Origin of the sequence: Clostridium sp. AUH-JLR23, from assembly GCF_964238065.1 — a bacterium.
Lineage (GTDB): Bacteria > Bacillota_I > Bacilli_A > Erysipelotrichales > Coprobacillaceae > Allocoprobacillus > Allocoprobacillus merdigallinarum.
This window is the reverse complement of sequence record NZ_CAXSKY010000029.1, coordinates 1-15,125: the sequence shown is the minus strand read 5'-3', so window position 1 is coordinate 15,125 and position 15,125 is coordinate 1. Positions and strand designations below refer to the sequence as shown.

The window sequence follows — 15,125 nt, the reverse complement described above, 5'->3', positions numbered from 1 at the left end:
AGTCATTCTATTCCCTTTCTTTTTTTATTTTGTATACAGAAAGAGGACTACCTTGTCTCATCTGGTGGTTCTTTTTTTGCTAAATATATTCTGATAAAGTCATAGCGATCATATCTATGGTCCAATAATCTTAATAAATTAAGTTTATTGGATTCTATGAAAAAGAAAAAAATCATGCATGATGAATGATTTTTCTGAAAAGTCTTTCTGTTATTTCATATATTAACCTTATGAGTATTCATTTAAGTTGTATAAAAGATATATTGTGTTTGTATTTTCTCTTAATCAATTGAAGATTTTTATTAGGGAAATAGCAATATTTATAATAAAATGACTAACCTTTTAATCTCTTCAAAATAGATTAAAAATTTTTTAAAAGATTAGCAAAAAGACTTGATTTAATGCGCTATTTAGTGTAAAATGCATTTGTTGTGAATGCGAAGAAGTGCGAGGTTGCTGAAACGCTGATAGCCGTTGTCATGAGCGGAGGACGTATTCAGGGAATTCGCATCGAGCAGGCCAATAAATTGGCAAGAAGGAGGAATAAGTCATGGCAAACAACAAAATTAGAATTCGTTTGAAATCATTTGATCACAAAATCTTAGATACTTCTGCTGAAAAAATTGTATCAGCTGCGAAGAAGTCAGGAGCACAAGTTGTAGGTCCTGTACCTCTACCAACTGAAAAAGAAGTTTATACAATTTTAAGAGCAGTTCACAAGTATAAAGATTCTCGTGAACAATTTGAAATCAGAACTCACAAACGTCTAATTGACATTGTGAATCCAACACCAGAAACAGTTGATGTTTTAACTCGTTTAGAATTACCAAGTGGTGTTGATATTGAAATTAAATTATAAGGAAAGGTAAAGGTGTAACTCATGAAAGGAATCTTAGGTCGTAAGATTGGAATGACTCAAGTGTTCACTACTGATGGAAAATTAATCCCAGTAACAGTTGTAGAAGCAACACCAAACGTTGTTTTACAAAAGAAAACAGTTGCTACTGACGGATATGATGCTATCCAAGTTGGTTTTGAAGACAAGAGAGAAAAATTAGCAACAAAAGCTCATAAAGGTCATGTTGCAAAAGCTGAAACAGCTCCTAAGCGCTTCATTAGAGAATTTCGTTATGACGAAATGATGAGTTATGAAGTTGGTCAAGAAATTAAAGTTGATAGCTTTGTAGCTGGTGAAGTGGTAGATGTAACAGGAACTAGCAAAGGTAAAGGTTATCAAGGTGTTATAAAAAGACATGGACAACAAAGAGGACCAATGGGACATGGTTCTGGTGCTCATAGAATCGTTGGTTCAATGGGGCCAATCGCTCCTAACAGAATCGCTCCAGGTAAAAAATTACCAGGACATATGGGACATGTAACAAGAACAGTTCAAAACTTGGAAATCGTTGCTGTTGATGTTGAAAACAATGTATTATTAATTAGTGGATCAATTCCAGGTCCTAAAAAAGGTTTAGTTGTTGTTAAATCTGCAGTAAAAGGAAACGGTAAAGTTAATCCTGCTAAAGATTTAATTGTATATGAAACTGAAAGTCCAGTGGTAGAAGAAACTACTGATGCAGTGGAAACTGCTGAATAATGAAGCGAAAGGAGGAAAACTAATGTTAAAAGTTGCAGTATATAATCAAGAAGGACAAAAAGTTAAAGATACAGAATTAAATGAATCTGTATTTGGTATTGAACCAAATAACCAAGCAATCTTTGATATGGTCTTACTACAAAGAGCTTCATGGAGACAAGGGACTCATAAAGTGAAAAACCGTACTGAAGTTAAAGGTGGAGGAAAGAAACCTTGGCGTCAAAAAGGTACAGGTAGAGCAAGACAAGGATCTATCCGTGCTCCACAATGGAGAGGTGGAGGAGTTGTATTTGGTCCTACACCAGATAGAAACTATAAATTAAAAATGAACAGAAAAGTAAGACGTTTAGCACTTAAATCTGCTTTAAGTCAAAAAGTGATCGATAGTGAATTAACTGTTTTAGATAATATCGCTATGGAAGCTCCAAAGACAAAAGCAATGATCAAAGTGTTAGAAAACTTAGAAGCTAACAGAAAAACATTAATCGTTATGGATGAAGTTGATGAAAACGTAGCTTTATCAGCAAGAAATATTCCAGGTGTTAAAGTTATTAATTCAAAAGGACTTAACGTATATGATATCTTAGATAGCACTAAGTTAGTAATGACTGAAGGAGCTATCAAAGCTGTTGAGGAGGTATTGGCATAATGGCACATATTACAGATGTTTTAAAGAAACCAGTACTTACTGAAAAATCTTTATTGTTACAACAAAACGAAAACAAATATACATTTGATGTAGATTTAACTGCTAATAAAACTGAAGTTAAAGTTGCAGTTGAAAAAATGTTTGATGTTAAAGTTGAAAGTGTAAACATTATGAATGTGAAACCTAAAACAAAAAGAATGGGTAGATACGTTGGTAAAACAAAAAGAAGAAGAAAAGCTATTGTTAAATTAAAAGAAGGATATTCAATCAATTTATTTGGTGAAGAATAATTGGAAGAACTATTGGAATGAACTCCATTCCAGATAAGAAAAATAAGGAGGAAATCAGATGCCTATTAAAGTATATAAGCCTACAACTAATGGACGTCGTAATATGACATCTTTGACTTATGAAGAAATTACAACAAATAAGCCTGAGAAATCATTAACAGTTCGTTTATCAAAAACTGGTGGGCGTAATAATCAAGGTGTCATCACTACTCGTCATCATGGTGGTGGACATAAACGTTTATATCGTATTATTGATTTTAAACGTAATAAAGATGATATTGTTGGAAAAGTTGCAACAATTGAATATGATCCAAACAGATCTGCAAATATTGCATTAATTCACTATGTAGATGGTGAAAAAAGATATATTTTAGCTCCTAAAGGATTAGAAGTTGGAATGAAAATTGTTTCTGGTGAAAATGCAGATATTATTGTTGGTAATAGCTTACCAATGGGAAATATGCCTGAAGGTACAGTTATCCACAATATTGAAATGCATCCAGGAAAAGGTGGACAAATCGCTAGATCTGCTGGTGTGTCTGCTCAAATCTTAGGTAAAGAAGGAAAATATGTAACTGTAAGATTAGCTTCTGGTGAAGTAAGAAAATTCTTAGCAGTTTGTAGAGCAACAGTTGGTGTTGTTGGAAATGAAGATCATGGATTAGTTAACATTGGTAAAGCTGGTCGTAATAGATGGAAAGGTATTAGACCTACAGTTCGTGGTTCTGTTATGAACCCTAATGATCACCCTCATGGTGGTGGTGAAGGTAGAACTTCAATCGGTCGTAAAGCACCAATGACTCCATGGGGTAAAAAAGCTCTTGGAGTTAAAACTAGAGATAGTAAAAAAGCTTCAAATAAATTAATCGTACGTCGTCGTAACGGTAAATAAGAAGGAGGGTTATAGAATATGGCAAGAAGTTTAAAAAAAGGTCCATTCGTGGATGAACACTTAATGAAAAAAGTAGAAGCATTAAATGCTGCTAACAAAAAAGAAGTCATTAAAACATGGTCAAGACGTTCTACAATCTTCCCACAATTTATTGAACATACGTTCGCAGTTTATAACGGAAGAGAACATATCCCAGTATATGTTACTGAAGATATGGTTGGACATAAATTAGGAGAATTTGCTCCTACAAGAACTTATCATGGTCATGATGCTGATGATAAAAAGTCTGGTAAATAGAAAGAGAGGAGAAAATAAACATGGAAGCAAGAGCTCAAGCTAAAATGATTCGTGTTTCACCTCAAAAAGCAAGATTAGTTGTTGACTTGGTAAGAGGGAAGCAAGTAAAAGAAGCACTTGGAATCTTAGAATTCGTTAATAAAAGTGCAACTCCTGCAATCATTAAAGTCGTTAAATCTGCTGCACAAAACGCTGTATTCAATGAAGGTGCAGAAGAAGATAAATTATACATCAAAGAAATTTATGTGGATGAAGGTCCTACATTAAAAAGATTCCGTGCAAGAGCAAAAGGAAGCGGAACTCAAATTTTAAAAAGAACAAGCCACATCACTTGTGTGGTTGCTGAAAGATAGGAGGGCAAAGTATGGGTCAAAAAGTAAGTCCAGTAGGATTACGTGTTGGTGTTAACCGTAATTGGAATTCAAGATGGTACGCTAATGATAAAGACTTTGCTTCATTATTACATGAAGATATTAAAATTCGTGAATTCTTATATGCAAAGTTAAAAGGCGCTTATGTCGCTAACATTGAAATTGAAAGATCTAAAAATCGTGTAAGCATCTATGTTCATACATCTCGTCCAGGTGTTGTTATTGGAAAAGATGGTGAAGCTGTTGATGCTTTAAGAAAAGAAGTTGCAAAAATGGTTAATGGTAAACAAGTGTTTATCAATATCGTTGAAATTAAAAATCCAGATGTTGTTGCTCAACTTGTAGCAAACAAGATTGCTGAACAATTAGAAAACCGTGCTTCATTTAGAACAGTTCAAAAAAGAGCTATTCAAGCTGCAATGAGAGCTGGTGCTAAAGGAATCAAAACAGCTGTTTCAGGACGTTTAGGTGGTGCTGATATGGCAAGAACTGAAGGTTATTCTGAAGGTGTTGTACCTCTTCATACATTAAGAGCTGACATTGATTATGCGACTGCTGAAGCTGACACAACTTATGGAAAATTAGGAGTAAAAGTTTGGATTTGTAAGGGAGAAATTCTTCCTGCAAAGAAGAAAGGGGATAAATAATCATGTTGATGCCTAAGAGAACTAAATATAGAAGACCTCATAGAATCAAATATGAAGGTAAAGCTAAAGGTGGAACTCAAGTTTCTTTTGGTGAATATGGATTACAAGCTTTAGAAGGTGCTTGGATTACTTCAAGACAAATCGAAGCAGCTCGTATTGCTATGAACCGTTATATGAAACGTGGTGGGCAAGTTTGGATTAGAATCTTCCCTCATTTAGCTAAAACAAAGAAACCTCTTGAAGTCCGTATGGGTTCAGGTAAAGGTGCTCCAGAAGAATGGGTAGCAGTTGTAAAAACAGGTCGCGTTATGTTCGAAGTTGCTGGTGTAGAAGAAGAAGTTGCAAGAGAAGCATTAAGACTTGCATCTCACAAATTACCAGTGAAATGTAAGATTATTGGAAGAGGTGAGTAATTGTGACAGTTCAAGATATTAGAAATACAGAAACTCAAGAATTACTTAACAAAGTAGAAGAGTACAAAAAAGAATTATTTGGATTAAGATTCCAACAAGCAACAGGACAATTAGAAAATACTGCTCGTATTAGAACAGTTAGAAAAAATATCGCAAGAATTAAAACAATTATTAGAGAAAGAGAATTAAACAAATAGAAGGAGTAGACTATGGAAAGAAATAATCGTAAGGTTTATACTGGAACAGTTGTTTCTACAAAAATGGATAAAACAATTACTGTTTTAGTTGAAACTCATGTAAAACACAAAAAATACGGAAAACGTGTTAAATCTTCTAAAAAGTTTAAGGCTCATGATGAAGAAAATATTGCTAGAGATGGAGATGTTGTTAAAATTATGGAAACTCGTCCATTATCAGCAACTAAACGTTTCCGTTTAGTAGAAATTGTAAAGAAAGCAGAAATTATTTAATAAGAAGAATCTGAAAGGAGGTCACTTGAATGATCCAGAATGAAAGCAGATTAAAAGTTGCTGACAATACAGGAGCAAAAGAAGTACTAGTAATTAGAAACCTTGGTGGTTCAAATAGAAAATTTAGTAACATCGGTGATGTAGTCGTAGCGACAGTAAAACAAGCGACTCCAGGTGGTACAGTTAAAAAAGGTGAAGTTGTAAAAGCTGTTATCGTAAGAACAAAATATGGTGTAAACCGTGATAATGGTTCATACATTAAATTTGATGATAATGCTTGCGTTATTATTAAAGATGATAATTCACCTAGAGGAACTCGTATCTTTGGACCGGTAGCAAGAGAGTTAAGAGATGCAGATTTCATGAAAATCGTATCATTAGCTCCTGAGGTATTATAGGAGGAAACGAGAAGATGAAATTACGTGTAGGTGATACAGTTCAAGTTATCGCTGGTAGCGATAAAGGGAAAACTGGAGAAATTATTCAAATTCTAAGAAAAGAAGATAGAGTGATTGTTGAAGGTGTGAATATGGTAACAAAACACATCAAACCTTCACAAGCTGATCCAGAAGGTGGTATTGTAACAAGAGAAGCACCTATTCATGTTTCTAATGTTGCATATTATGATTCAAAAGCAAAACAAGCTGTAAAAATTGGTTATGCTTTTGATGAAGACGGTAAAAAATATCGTATCAATAAAAAAACAGGTAAAGCATTAGATAAAACTACAAAGAAGAAAAAGTAATCGGAAGGAGGTTAAATAATGAACCGACTAAAGGAACGTTATGAAAATGAAATTGTTAAGTCATTAATGACTAAATTTAATTATAGTTCTGTAATGCAAGTTCCTGCTATGGAAAAAATTGTTATCAACATTGGTGTTGGTGATGCAGTTAGCAACTCTAAATTATTAGATGAAGCTGTTGAAGAATTAACTTTAATTTCAGGACAAAAACCAGTGATTACGAGAGCTAAAAAATCAATTGCTGGATTTAAATTACGTGAAGGAATGCCAATTGGTTGCAAAGTCACTTTACGTGGAGAAAGAATGTATGAATTCTTAGATAAATTAATCAGTATTTCTTTACCTCGTGTAAGAGATTTTAGAGGAGTACCAAAGAATTCTTTTGATGGAAGAGGAAATTACACTTTAGGTGTTAAAGAACAATTAATTTTCCCTGAAATCAATTTCGATAAAGTAAACAAAATCAGAGGAATGGATATTGTATTCGTAACAACTGCTAAAACTGATGAAGAAGGTCATGAATTATTAGCACAATTAGGAATGCCATTCCATAAATAAGGAGGACTTAATTAATGGCTAAAACATCAATGAAAGTTAAACAACAACGTCCTCAAAAATACAAAGTTCGTGAATATACAAGATGCGAACGTTGTGGACGTCCACATGCAGTAATTAAAAAATTCAAATTATGCCGTATTTGCTTCAGAGAATTAGCTTATAAAGGTGAAATTCCTGGTGTTAAAAAAGCAAGCTGGTAATCAAATCATCCAAATGGAAGGAGGACATTTCAAATGACAGATCCAATTGCAGATATGTTAACAAGAATTCGTAATGCGAATCAACAACGTCATGATGAAGTTGTGGTTCCTGCATCAAAATTAAAAGTGCAATTAGCTGAAATTTTGAAAAACGAAGGATTTATTAAAGGATATAAAGTTGAAGGTGAAGGTGTCATTAAAAACATTGTCATCACTTTAAAATATAAAGGAAACGATAGAGTTATCACTGGGTTAAAAAGAGTTTCTAAACCTGGTCTTCGTCAATATGCCAAAGTTAATGAAATTCCTAAGGTATTAAATGGTTTAGGAATCGTTGTATTATCTACTTCTCAAGGATTAATGACTGATAAAGAAGCAAGAGCTAAACAAATCGGTGGAGAAGTATTAGCATATATCTGGTAATAAAATAAGAAAACAGGAGGTGTAACTGATGTCTCGTGTAGGTAATAAGATTATCAACGTACCTGAAGGTGTAAAAGTGGAAATTGCTGCTGATAATACTGTCACAGTTACAGGTGCAAAAGGGACTTTAGTCAGACAGTTTTCACCATTGATTAATATCAATATGGATGAAAACACAATTACAGTAAGCAGAACAAGTGAACAAAAGCATGTAAAACAATTACACGGTACAACAAGAGCTTTACTTGCCAATATGATCGAAGGTGTACACAACGGTTATAAAAAAGAGTTAGAAGTTGTTGGTATTGGATACCGTGCTCAAATGCAAGGTAATAAATTAGTATTAAATGTTGGATATTCTCATCCAGTTGAAGTTGAAGGTGAAGAAGGAGTTAAAATTGAAACTCCATCTCAGACATCAATTATTGTATCAGGAATCTCTAAAGAAAGAGTTGGAGAAATTGCAGCAAGAATTAGAGCTGTGAAGAAACCTGAACCTTATAAAGGAAAAGGTATCAAATACGTTGATGAAAGAATTATTAGAAAAGAAGGTAAAACTGCTGGTAAAAAGTAGTTAATGAAATAAGGAAGGAGCTATTATCATGGCTAAAACTATGTCAAGAAACGATTTACGTAAAAAACGTCATGCAAGAGTTCGTAGAAAAATCAGTGGAACTCCTGAATGTCCTCGTTTAAATGTATTCCGTTCAAGCTCTCATATCCATGCACAAATCATTGATGATGTCAATGGAGTGACTTTGGTTGCTGCATCTTCAGTAGATATGAAATTAGCAAACGGTGGAAATGTTGAAGCTGCTACACAGGTTGGTACTGAAATTGCAAAGAGAGCTATCGCCAAAAATATTGAAAATGTAGTATTCGATCGTGGTGGATATATTTATCATGGTCGTGTGAAAGCACTAGCTGAAGCTGCTAGAGAAGCTGGATTAAAATTCTAATAGGAGGTTAAAGAATGGAACAACGTAAACCAAGAGAAAATGGACCAAGAAGAAATGGACCAAGAAGAAATGGACCAAGAAGAAATGGACCAAGAGTTGAAAAAGAATTCGAAGAACGTGTTGTCACAATTAACCGTGTAACTAAAGTTGTTAAAGGGGGACGTAAATTCCGCTTTGCTGCATTAGTAGTTATCGGTGATAAAAAAGGTCGCGTTGGATTTGGAACAGGTAAAGCTAACGAAGTACCTGATGCTATTAGAAAAGCATCTGAAGCAGCTAAAAGAAATGTTATTAATGTACCAATTATTCATGGAACAATTCCTCATGAAATCAATGGTATGTATGGATCAGGACATGTATTCTTAAGACCTGCATCTGAAGGTACTGGAATCATTGCTGGTGGACCAGTTCGTGCTGTTGTTGAATTGGCTGGATATTCAGATATTATTTCTAAATCAATTGGTTCAAGAACTCCAATCAACATGGTTCGTGCAACTGTAGAAGGTTTAAAATTATTAAAAACTGTTCAACAAGTTGCTGAATTAAGAGATAAAAAAGTTGAAGAAATTTACGGATAGGAGGAGCGTAAGAAATGGCAGAAAAAAATACAGTTATCATTACGCTTGTAAAAAGTCCAATTGGTGCTAAAAAGAATCAAAAGGATACTCTTAAAGCGTTAGGTTTAACAAAAATGCACAAATCAGTTGAAAAAGTAAATAGCGAAACGATTCAAGGTATGATTAATACTGTTAGCCACCTTGTTAAAGTTGAAGAAAGTAAGTAGGAGGTGTAAAAATGAAATTACACGAATTACAATACACTGAAGGAGCACGTAGAAATAGAAAACGTGTTGGACGTGGAACAAGCTCAGGACATGGTAAAACTTCTGGTAGAGGTCAAAAAGGTGCTGGAGCTAGAAGTGGTGGAGGAAAAAAACCTGGATTTGAAGGTGGACAAACACCATTATTCATGCGTTTACCAAAACGTGGTTTCACAAACTTCAATAGAGTTGAATATGCTATTGTTAATGTAGAAGATTTAAATAAATTTGAAGCAGGTAGTGTTGTAGATATGGCTGCTTTAAAAGAATGTGGTTTAATTAAAAAAGAATTAGATGGTTTAAAAGTTTTAGGTAATGGAAAGTTAGAAGTTGCTTTAACTGTTAAAGCAAAGAAATTCTCAAAGTCAGCCATTGCTGCAATTGAAGCTGCAGGTGGAAAAACTGAGGTGATCTAGGATGTTAAACTTTTTTAAGAATGTTTTTAAAAAAGGAGAATTACGTCGTAGAATCATGTTTACACTTGGTATGTTGTTTGTATTCCGTTTGGGTGCTGCTATTACAATTCCATCAATTAATGCTGATGCAATTACAGCTTCAGCAGCTAATAGTGGTATCCTAGGAATTATGAACATGTTAGGTGGAGGAATGTTAGAGAGATTTTCTATATTTTCATTAGGAATTTCTCCATATATTACAGCATCTATTATTATTGAATTATTATCAATGGATGTTATTCCAGTATTAGCTCAATGGCAAAAAGAAGGAAATACTGGTAAAAAGAAAAAAGATAGAGTGACACGATATGTTACACTCGTCTTGGCTGCTATTCAAGGTGGATCATTAACATATGCATTTGATAATATGTATGGAATTCTTGGTTCATCATCATTGTGGAATTATGCTTATGTAGTTCTTGTTATGATAGCAGGAAGTATGTTGGCTATGTGGATGGGTGATCAAATCACTCAAAAGGGTGTTGGAAACGGAACATCATTATTGATTTTCACAGGTATTGTGGCAAGTTTACCAACTAACTTTATTACAACATTCAACAATTTGGTTTCATTTGATAAGGGAACACAGACAATGATTTTAGGAATTTTGTGGTATGCATTGTTTGTCATTGTATATTTAGCAATTGTTATCTTTGTAGTGTTTAACGAAGGTGCAGTTAGAAAAATACCAATTATGTATGCAACAAATTCTAATCCAACAATGAGAACAAAAGATACGACACATATGCCTATTAAGATTAATAGTTCAGGTGTATTGCCAGTTATCTTTGCTGCATCTGTATTAGCAGCTCCAAGAACAATCATTAGTTTTATGGATTCAAATAATATAACGCGAACTATTGATACCATTTTGAATTATCAGGAACCATTTGGTTTTTGCTTATATCTTCTTATGATAGTTTTATTTGCATTCTTCTATTCTAATTTACAAATTGATGCACATAAGATTAGCAATGATTTAAAGAAAAATGGTGGATCAATTCCTGGCGTAAGAACTGGTTTAGATACAGAAAAATTCATAAGTACGGTTTTAAATAGAGTAACTGTTGTCGGATCAATCTTCTTAGTTATTGTTGCGGCAATTCCTATCATAACACCAGTTATTTGGTCACAAACTTCTAATGCTGCTTTGACATTAGGAGGAACTGGATTGATTATCATTACAGGTGTTGCTCTTGAAACAACAAGACAGATTAAAACTTTAATTACTCGTAAAGAGTATCATGGATATATTAGAAAATAGTATAATAAAAGAGGTGTAGAAAAATGAACATTATTTTAATGGGGCCTCCTGGTGCTGGTAAAGGGACTCAAGCTGAAAGACTTGTTAAAAAATACGGTTTAACACAAATATCTACTGGCGATTTATTTAGAAAAGCTTTACGTGAACAAACAAAGTTTGGTGTAATTGCTAAATATTTCATGCAATTTGGGCACCTTGTACCAGACGATTATACGATTGAAATGCTTAGGGAATATTTAAGTGAAAACACTTTTGAAAATGGTTTTATCTTAGATGGATTCCCTAGAACAATAGTTCAAGCGAGAGAACTTGAAAGTATTGCGAAAGAATTTGATTTTACAATTGATGCAATTATAAATTTAGACATTCCAGTTGAAAAATTAATCACAAGATTGTCTGGTAGAAGAACTTGCAAAAATTGTGGAGCAACATTCCATGTTGAATTTAATCCACCTAAAGTTGAAGGTGTTTGTGACAAATGTGGTGGAACTTTGTATCAAAGAGAAGATGAGAGCGAAGAAGCTGTCAAAATTAGACTTGATACGTATAACAAACAAACTCGACCTTTGATTGATTATTATACAATGAAAGGTACAATCATTAATATTAACGGTGACCAACCTATGGAAGACGTCTTTAAAGACATTGAAAAAAGCTTGGAGGGTAAATAATGATTGTCACAAAAGACCAAAGAGAAATTGAGTTGATGCGTGAGGCTGGTCGCATTGTGGCACTTGTTCATAGTCACTTAAAAGAATTTATTAAACCTGGAATCACAACCATGGAAATTAATAAATTCTGTGAAAAGATTATACGTGATGCTGGTGCAACACCATCATTTTTGAACCTATATGGTTTTCCAGGAGCAGTATGTACTTCAATTAATGAAGTTGTTGTTCATGGGATTCCTGATCATAGAAAACTTAAAGATGGTGATATTATCTCAGTGGATGTAGGTGCATGTTATAAGGGCTATCATGGTGATAGTGCTTGGACATATGCTGTAGGGCAGATTAGTGATGATGCTGCTCATCTTATGAAAGTGACTGAAGAAGCACTTTATGCAGGTTTAGCACAAGTCAAACCTGGTAATCGTTTATCCGATATATCTCATGCTGTTCAAACATATCTAGAAAATCATGGATGTTCAACTCCAAGAGATTATACAGGTCATGGAATTGGCACAAAAGTTCATGAAGATCCTGCTGTTCCTAATTATGGAGCACCAGGAAAAGGACCTAGATTAAAAGAGGGAATGACTTTAGCAATAGAACCAATGGCTCATCTAGGAAGATGTGAAACTGATGTCTTAGATGATGATTGGACTGTTGTAACAAGAGATAGATCTCTCGCAGCTCATTATGAACATACTATTGTCATTACAAGTGATGGGTATGAGATTTTGACAAAACTTTAAAAGGGAGTTATAATCAATGGCAAAAAAAGATGACGTTATTGAAGTAGAAGCAACTGTCCTTGAAACATTACCTAATGCAATGTTTAAGGTTGAGTTGGAAAATGGAGCGGTTATTATGGCTCACGTTTCTGGTAAAATCCGTATGAATTACATTCGCATTTTACCGGGGGATAAAGTAACCGTAGAGATTTCTCCATATGATTTAACACGTGGGCGAATCACATTTAGACATAAGTAGAAAATCTTCCCAAAGGAGGTAAAGATTAAGATGAAAGTAAGACCATCTGTAAAACCAATATGCGATAAATGCAGAGTAATTAAACGTAAGGGTAGAGTAATGGTAATCTGTGAAAACCCTAAACACAAACAAAGACAAGGTTAATAGGAGGAGAAACAATGGCTCGTATAGCAGGTGTTGATATCCCACGTGATAAACGTGTGGTAGTTTCTTTAACTTATATCTATGGTATCGGTTTATCAACAGCTCAAAAAATTTGTGCTGCAACTGGAATCAGTGAAGATGTAAGAGTTAAAGATTTAACAGAAGAAGAAGAAGGAAAACTTAGAAAAGAAGTAGAAAATTATAAAGTTGAAGGAGATCTTCGTAGAGAAGTTGCATTAAATATTAAACGTTTAATGGAAATTGGATGCTATAGAGGAATCCGTCATCGTAAAGGACTTCCAGTACGTGGACAAAAAACAAAAACAAATGCTCGTACTCGTAAAGGTAAAGCTCGTCCAATTGCTGGTAAGAAAAAATAGGAGGTTGAACGAAAATGGCAAGAAACAATACTCGTGGTAAAAGACGTGTTAAAAAGAATATAGCAAAAGGTGTCGCACATGTACATTCAACTTTCAATAACACAATTGTTACTGTAACTGATGAACATGGGAATGTAATCACTTGGTCAAGTGCTGGAGCACTTGGTTTCAAAGGATCAAGAAAATCAACTCCATATGCTGCGCAAATGGCTGCTGAAGCTGCTGCAAAAGCATCAATGGATCATGGTATGAAAACTGTTGACGTCTGTGTTAAAGGACCAGGACCAGGACGTGAAGCTGCAGTAAGAGCTTTACAAGCTGCTGGATTAGAAGTAACTTCAATTAATGATGTTACACCAATTCCACATAATGGTTGTCGTCCACCAAAACGTCCTCGTGGATAATGAAGTAAAAAAGTAGTTATTTCTAAGTGAGGAGGGAAATAATGCAAAAGTTCGAAAAAGCAAATTTTAATGTCGCAGAATATGATGAAACAGATTTCTATGGTAAGTTTGTTATTGAACCTTTAGAAAGAGGTTTCGGAACAACTTTAGGAAATGCATTACGTAGAGTTTTGTTATCATCTATTCCTGGATGTGCAGTTCACGCAATTAAAGTTCAAGGAGCAATCCATGAATTTTCTGCAGTTGATGGTGTCGTTGAAGATGTCACTTCAATTATCTTAAACATTAAAAAATTGGTTTTTGCAATTGATGGTGATGATGATGTAACTATGGTAATTGATGTCAAGGGACCAGCTGTTGTTACTGGTGCTGACATTCAATGTCCATCAAATGTAACTATGATTTCAAACGATATGGAAATTGCCCATGTTGCTGAAGGTGCACATTTCTATATGGAAATGTATGCTCATAAAGATCGTGGTTACATGAGTGCTGATCAGAACAAAAAGATGATCAACACAATTGGTGTTATTGCAACTGATTCTATTTATTCACCAGTTGTAAAAGTAGCTTATAATGTTGAACCTACACGTGTTGGACAGAGTGCAAAATATGATCAGTTAACTTTAGAAGTTACAACTGATGGATCTATCCAACCACATGAAGCTTTAGCATTAGCTGCTAAAATTTTAGTGGAACACTTAAATATGTTTGTTGAATTAACTGATATGGCAATGAACATGGAAGTTATGAGTGAAACTGAAGAAGACACAAGTAATAAAGTATTAGATATGACTATTGAAGAATTAGACTTATCTGTACGTTCATATAATTGCTTAAAAAGAGCTGGTATTCAAACAGTTCAAGAACTCGCTTCTAAGAGTGAAGACGATATGATTAAAGTGAGAAACTTAGGTAAGAAATCACTTAAAGAAGTAAAAGAAAAATTAATCGAATTAGGTTTAGGTTTTAAACAAGTTGATTAATAATAGAATAAATATTTTGGAAGGAGCACTAATTTATGGCACACAATAGAAAATTAGGGCGTGTATCATCTCATAGAAAAGCAATGTTACGTAACTTAGCTACAGATGTTATCATGTATGGAAAAATCGAAACAACAGTAACGAGAGCAAAAGAAGTTCGTTCAATCGTTGACGAATTAATTACTTTAGGAAAACGTGGAGATTTACATGCAAGAAGACAAGCAGCACAAGTATTACAAGATGTTGTTGATCCTGCTACTGGTAAAACTGCTGTTCAAAAATTATTTGATGAAGTTGCACCAAAATATGCAGATAAAAATGGTGGATACACTCGTGTTTTAAAAACATATAATCGTAAAGGTGATAATGCACCAATGGCAGTTATTGGTTTATTCTAAAAAAGTGATGGATTCATCACTTTTTTTATATTATTATAGGAATTTGGTTTCGTTTGGTTGATAAACGCTTAAAGCAAATATTAACAATGAGCAAAATAAAAAGTAATG

Annotated in this window: 29 protein-coding genes and 1 pseudogene; all 30 read left to right on the top strand. The window is 34.0% G+C overall.

Annotation, left to right across the window (positions count from 1 at the left end; all coding sequences use genetic code 11):
• Window positions 1–550 precede the first annotated feature (550 nt).
• The 30 genes and pseudogenes from rpsJ to rplQ all read left to right on the top strand — a co-directional run bounded on the left by rpsJ (window position 551) and on the right by rplQ (window position 15,017).
• The gene (gene rpsJ / locus ACESR5_RS11795; protein ID WP_087245344.1) at window positions 551–859 is read left to right on the top strand and encodes a 30S ribosomal protein S10; all 309 of its coding nucleotides are present in this window, start codon (window positions 551–553) and stop codon (window positions 857–859) included.
• A 21-nt stretch (window positions 860–880) separates the two neighbouring features.
• Window positions 881–1,498 (top strand): annotated as a pseudogene (gene rplC / locus ACESR5_RS11790) (50S ribosomal protein L3); the annotation flags it as partial.
• A 121-nt stretch (window positions 1,499–1,619) separates the two neighbouring features.
• Window positions 1,620–2,246, top strand: a complete 627-nt coding sequence (rplD, locus tag ACESR5_RS11785) for a 50S ribosomal protein L4 (RefSeq protein ID WP_087245348.1) — start codon at window positions 1,620–1,622, stop codon at window positions 2,244–2,246.
• Complete coding sequence (gene rplW, locus ACESR5_RS11780) at window positions 2,246–2,536, top strand: 50S ribosomal protein L23 (protein WP_087245350.1); 291 nt, start codon at window positions 2,246–2,248, stop codon at window positions 2,534–2,536. The genes rplD and rplW overlap by 1 nt, the downstream gene beginning before the upstream one ends.
• 58 nt (window positions 2,537–2,594) lie before the next feature.
• Entirely contained in the window at window positions 2,595–3,428 is an 834-nt protein-coding gene (rplB, locus tag ACESR5_RS11775) for a 50S ribosomal protein L2 (protein WP_087245352.1), read from the top strand.
• Between the two features lie 18 nt (window positions 3,429–3,446).
• The gene (gene rpsS / locus ACESR5_RS11770; protein WP_087245354.1) at window positions 3,447–3,725 is read left to right on the top strand and encodes a 30S ribosomal protein S19; all 279 of its coding nucleotides are present in this window, start codon (window positions 3,447–3,449) and stop codon (window positions 3,723–3,725) included.
• A 20-nt stretch (window positions 3,726–3,745) separates the two neighbouring features.
• On the top strand, window positions 3,746–4,078 hold the full coding sequence (rplV, locus tag ACESR5_RS11765; RefSeq protein ID WP_087245356.1) for a 50S ribosomal protein L22: 333 nt from the start codon (window positions 3,746–3,748) through the stop codon (window positions 4,076–4,078).
• Window positions 4,079–4,089: 11 nt separating this feature from the next.
• Window positions 4,090–4,743 carry a 30S ribosomal protein S3 gene (gene rpsC / locus ACESR5_RS11760; RefSeq protein WP_087245358.1) on the top strand — a complete coding sequence of 218 codons (654 nt, stop codon included), beginning with the start codon at window positions 4,090–4,092 and terminating at the stop codon, window positions 4,741–4,743.
• 2 nt (window positions 4,744–4,745) lie between these two features.
• Entirely contained in the window at window positions 4,746–5,156 is a 411-nt protein-coding gene (gene rplP, locus ACESR5_RS11755; RefSeq protein ID WP_087304983.1) for a 50S ribosomal protein L16, read from the top strand.
• Window positions 5,157–5,173: 17 nt separating this feature from the next.
• The gene (gene rpmC / locus ACESR5_RS11750) at window positions 5,174–5,353 is read left to right on the top strand and encodes a 50S ribosomal protein L29 (RefSeq protein ID WP_373155947.1); all 180 of its coding nucleotides are present in this window, start codon (window positions 5,174–5,176) and stop codon (window positions 5,351–5,353) included.
• 12 nt (window positions 5,354–5,365) lie between these two features.
• A complete protein-coding gene (gene rpsQ, locus ACESR5_RS11745; RefSeq protein WP_087245364.1) occupies window positions 5,366–5,626 on the top strand; it encodes a 30S ribosomal protein S17 in 261 nt (86 codons plus the stop codon).
• Window positions 5,627–5,655: 29 nt separating this feature from the next.
• On the top strand, window positions 5,656–6,024 hold the full coding sequence (rplN, locus tag ACESR5_RS11740) for a 50S ribosomal protein L14 (RefSeq protein WP_087245366.1): 369 nt from the start codon (window positions 5,656–5,658) through the stop codon (window positions 6,022–6,024).
• Between the two features lie 14 nt (window positions 6,025–6,038).
• Window positions 6,039–6,371, top strand: a complete 333-nt coding sequence (gene rplX, locus ACESR5_RS11735; protein ID WP_087245368.1) for a 50S ribosomal protein L24 — start codon at window positions 6,039–6,041, stop codon at window positions 6,369–6,371.
• A 15-nt stretch (window positions 6,372–6,386) separates the two neighbouring features.
• Window positions 6,387–6,929: a 50S ribosomal protein L5 gene (gene rplE, locus ACESR5_RS11730; protein ID WP_239386244.1), complete on the top strand. Its 543-nt coding sequence runs from the start codon at window positions 6,387–6,389 to the stop codon at window positions 6,927–6,929.
• A 14-nt stretch (window positions 6,930–6,943) separates the two neighbouring features.
• Entirely contained in the window at window positions 6,944–7,129 is a 186-nt protein-coding gene (locus ACESR5_RS11725) for a type Z 30S ribosomal protein S14 (RefSeq protein WP_087245372.1), read from the top strand.
• Between the two features lie 33 nt (window positions 7,130–7,162).
• Window positions 7,163–7,552: a 30S ribosomal protein S8 gene (gene rpsH / locus ACESR5_RS11720; protein WP_087245374.1), complete on the top strand. Its 390-nt coding sequence runs from the start codon at window positions 7,163–7,165 to the stop codon at window positions 7,550–7,552.
• 28 nt (window positions 7,553–7,580) lie between these two features.
• Entirely contained in the window at window positions 7,581–8,126 is a 546-nt protein-coding gene (gene rplF, locus ACESR5_RS11715) for a 50S ribosomal protein L6 (RefSeq protein WP_087245376.1), read from the top strand.
• A gap of 28 nt (window positions 8,127–8,154) precedes the next feature.
• Window positions 8,155–8,511, top strand: coding sequence for a 50S ribosomal protein L18 (rplR, locus tag ACESR5_RS11710; protein WP_087245378.1), 357 nt, complete (start codon window positions 8,155–8,157; stop codon window positions 8,509–8,511).
• Window positions 8,512–8,525: 14 nt separating this feature from the next.
• Window positions 8,526–9,089, top strand: coding sequence for a 30S ribosomal protein S5 (gene rpsE, locus ACESR5_RS11705; RefSeq protein WP_087245380.1), 564 nt, complete (start codon window positions 8,526–8,528; stop codon window positions 9,087–9,089).
• 14 nt (window positions 9,090–9,103) lie between these two features.
• Window positions 9,104–9,295 carry a 50S ribosomal protein L30 gene (gene rpmD, locus ACESR5_RS11700; protein ID WP_087245382.1) on the top strand — a complete coding sequence of 64 codons (192 nt, stop codon included), beginning with the start codon at window positions 9,104–9,106 and terminating at the stop codon, window positions 9,293–9,295.
• An 11-nt stretch (window positions 9,296–9,306) separates the two neighbouring features.
• Window positions 9,307–9,747, top strand: coding sequence for a 50S ribosomal protein L15 (gene rplO / locus ACESR5_RS11695; RefSeq protein ID WP_087245384.1), 441 nt, complete (start codon window positions 9,307–9,309; stop codon window positions 9,745–9,747).
• 1 nt (window position 9,748) lies between these two features.
• Entirely contained in the window at window positions 9,749–11,050 is a 1,302-nt protein-coding gene (secY, locus tag ACESR5_RS11690) for a preprotein translocase subunit SecY (protein ID WP_373155938.1), read from the top strand.
• Window positions 11,051–11,073: 23 nt separating this feature from the next.
• Window positions 11,074–11,721 carry an adenylate kinase gene (locus ACESR5_RS11685; protein WP_087245388.1) on the top strand — a complete coding sequence of 216 codons (648 nt, stop codon included), beginning with the start codon at window positions 11,074–11,076 and terminating at the stop codon, window positions 11,719–11,721.
• Complete coding sequence (gene map, locus ACESR5_RS11680) at window positions 11,721–12,467, top strand: type I methionyl aminopeptidase (RefSeq protein ID WP_087245390.1); 747 nt, start codon at window positions 11,721–11,723, stop codon at window positions 12,465–12,467. The genes ACESR5_RS11685 and map overlap by 1 nt, the downstream gene beginning before the upstream one ends.
• A gap of 16 nt (window positions 12,468–12,483) precedes the next feature.
• Entirely contained in the window at window positions 12,484–12,705 is a 222-nt protein-coding gene (gene infA / locus ACESR5_RS11675) for a translation initiation factor IF-1 (RefSeq protein WP_087245392.1), read from the top strand.
• Window positions 12,706–12,735: 30 nt separating this feature from the next.
• Window positions 12,736–12,849 (top strand): 50S ribosomal protein L36, encoded by a 114-nt coding sequence (rpmJ, locus tag ACESR5_RS11670; RefSeq protein WP_006505646.1) that lies wholly within the window; start codon window positions 12,736–12,738, stop codon window positions 12,847–12,849.
• Between the two features lie 14 nt (window positions 12,850–12,863).
• The gene (rpsM, locus tag ACESR5_RS11665; RefSeq protein ID WP_087245394.1) at window positions 12,864–13,229 is read left to right on the top strand and encodes a 30S ribosomal protein S13; all 366 of its coding nucleotides are present in this window, start codon (window positions 12,864–12,866) and stop codon (window positions 13,227–13,229) included.
• A 14-nt stretch (window positions 13,230–13,243) separates the two neighbouring features.
• Window positions 13,244–13,633: a 30S ribosomal protein S11 gene (gene rpsK, locus ACESR5_RS11660; protein ID WP_087245396.1), complete on the top strand. Its 390-nt coding sequence runs from the start codon at window positions 13,244–13,246 to the stop codon at window positions 13,631–13,633.
• A gap of 41 nt (window positions 13,634–13,674) precedes the next feature.
• Window positions 13,675–14,619 carry a DNA-directed RNA polymerase subunit alpha gene (locus tag ACESR5_RS11655; protein ID WP_087245398.1) on the top strand — a complete coding sequence of 315 codons (945 nt, stop codon included), beginning with the start codon at window positions 13,675–13,677 and terminating at the stop codon, window positions 14,617–14,619.
• A 35-nt stretch (window positions 14,620–14,654) separates the two neighbouring features.
• Window positions 14,655–15,017, top strand: coding sequence for a 50S ribosomal protein L17 (rplQ, locus tag ACESR5_RS11650; protein ID WP_087245400.1), 363 nt, complete (start codon window positions 14,655–14,657; stop codon window positions 15,015–15,017).
• Window positions 15,018–15,125: the final 108 nt, after the last annotated feature.

Bases quoted from the DNA above. Each gene is read 5' to 3' on its own strand.
- rpsC (WP_087245358.1), top strand. From the start codon at position 4,090: ATGGGTCAAAAAGTAAGTCCAGTAGGATTACGTGTTGGTGTTAACCGT.
- rplR (WP_087245378.1), top strand. From the start codon at position 8,155: ATGGCTAAAACTATGTCAAGAAACGATTTACGTAAAAAACGTCATGCA.
- rplX (WP_087245368.1), top strand. From the start codon at position 6,039: ATGAAATTACGTGTAGGTGATACAGTTCAAGTTATCGCTGGTAGCGAT.
- rpsK (WP_087245396.1), top strand. From the start codon at position 13,244: ATGGCAAGAAACAATACTCGTGGTAAAAGACGTGTTAAAAAGAATATA.
- rplP (WP_087304983.1), top strand. From the start codon at position 4,746: ATGTTGATGCCTAAGAGAACTAAATATAGAAGACCTCATAGAATCAAA.
- rpsQ (WP_087245364.1), top strand. From the start codon at position 5,366: ATGGAAAGAAATAATCGTAAGGTTTATACTGGAACAGTTGTTTCTACA.
- rpsM (WP_087245394.1), top strand. From the start codon at position 12,864: ATGGCTCGTATAGCAGGTGTTGATATCCCACGTGATAAACGTGTGGTA.
- infA (WP_087245392.1), top strand. From the start codon at position 12,484: ATGGCAAAAAAAGATGACGTTATTGAAGTAGAAGCAACTGTCCTTGAA.
- rpsH (WP_087245374.1), top strand. From the start codon at position 7,163: ATGACAGATCCAATTGCAGATATGTTAACAAGAATTCGTAATGCGAAT.
- rpsJ (WP_087245344.1), top strand. From the start codon at position 551: ATGGCAAACAACAAAATTAGAATTCGTTTGAAATCATTTGATCACAAA.
- rpsS (WP_087245354.1), top strand. From the start codon at position 3,447: ATGGCAAGAAGTTTAAAAAAAGGTCCATTCGTGGATGAACACTTAATG.
- ACESR5_RS11685 (WP_087245388.1), top strand. From the start codon at position 11,074: ATGAACATTATTTTAATGGGGCCTCCTGGTGCTGGTAAAGGGACTCAA.
- ACESR5_RS11725 (WP_087245372.1), top strand. From the start codon at position 6,944: ATGGCTAAAACATCAATGAAAGTTAAACAACAACGTCCTCAAAAATAC.
- rplW (WP_087245350.1), top strand. From the start codon at position 2,246: ATGGCACATATTACAGATGTTTTAAAGAAACCAGTACTTACTGAAAAA.
- rplQ (WP_087245400.1), top strand. From the start codon at position 14,655: ATGGCACACAATAGAAAATTAGGGCGTGTATCATCTCATAGAAAAGCA.
- map (WP_087245390.1), top strand. From the start codon at position 11,721: ATGATTGTCACAAAAGACCAAAGAGAAATTGAGTTGATGCGTGAGGCT.
- rpsE (WP_087245380.1), top strand. From the start codon at position 8,526: ATGGAACAACGTAAACCAAGAGAAAATGGACCAAGAAGAAATGGACCA.
- rplB (WP_087245352.1), top strand. From the start codon at position 2,595: ATGCCTATTAAAGTATATAAGCCTACAACTAATGGACGTCGTAATATG.
- rpmJ (WP_006505646.1), top strand. From the start codon at position 12,736: ATGAAAGTAAGACCATCTGTAAAACCAATATGCGATAAATGCAGAGTA.
- rpmD (WP_087245382.1), top strand. From the start codon at position 9,104: ATGGCAGAAAAAAATACAGTTATCATTACGCTTGTAAAAAGTCCAATT.
- rplD (WP_087245348.1), top strand. From the start codon at position 1,620: ATGTTAAAAGTTGCAGTATATAATCAAGAAGGACAAAAAGTTAAAGAT.
- rplO (WP_087245384.1), top strand. From the start codon at position 9,307: ATGAAATTACACGAATTACAATACACTGAAGGAGCACGTAGAAATAGA.
- secY (WP_373155938.1), top strand. From the start codon at position 9,749: ATGTTAAACTTTTTTAAGAATGTTTTTAAAAAAGGAGAATTACGTCGT.
- rplF (WP_087245376.1), top strand. From the start codon at position 7,581: ATGTCTCGTGTAGGTAATAAGATTATCAACGTACCTGAAGGTGTAAAA.
- rplV (WP_087245356.1), top strand. From the start codon at position 3,746: ATGGAAGCAAGAGCTCAAGCTAAAATGATTCGTGTTTCACCTCAAAAA.
- rplN (WP_087245366.1), top strand. From the start codon at position 5,656: ATGATCCAGAATGAAAGCAGATTAAAAGTTGCTGACAATACAGGAGCA.
- ACESR5_RS11655 (WP_087245398.1), top strand. From the start codon at position 13,675: ATGCAAAAGTTCGAAAAAGCAAATTTTAATGTCGCAGAATATGATGAA.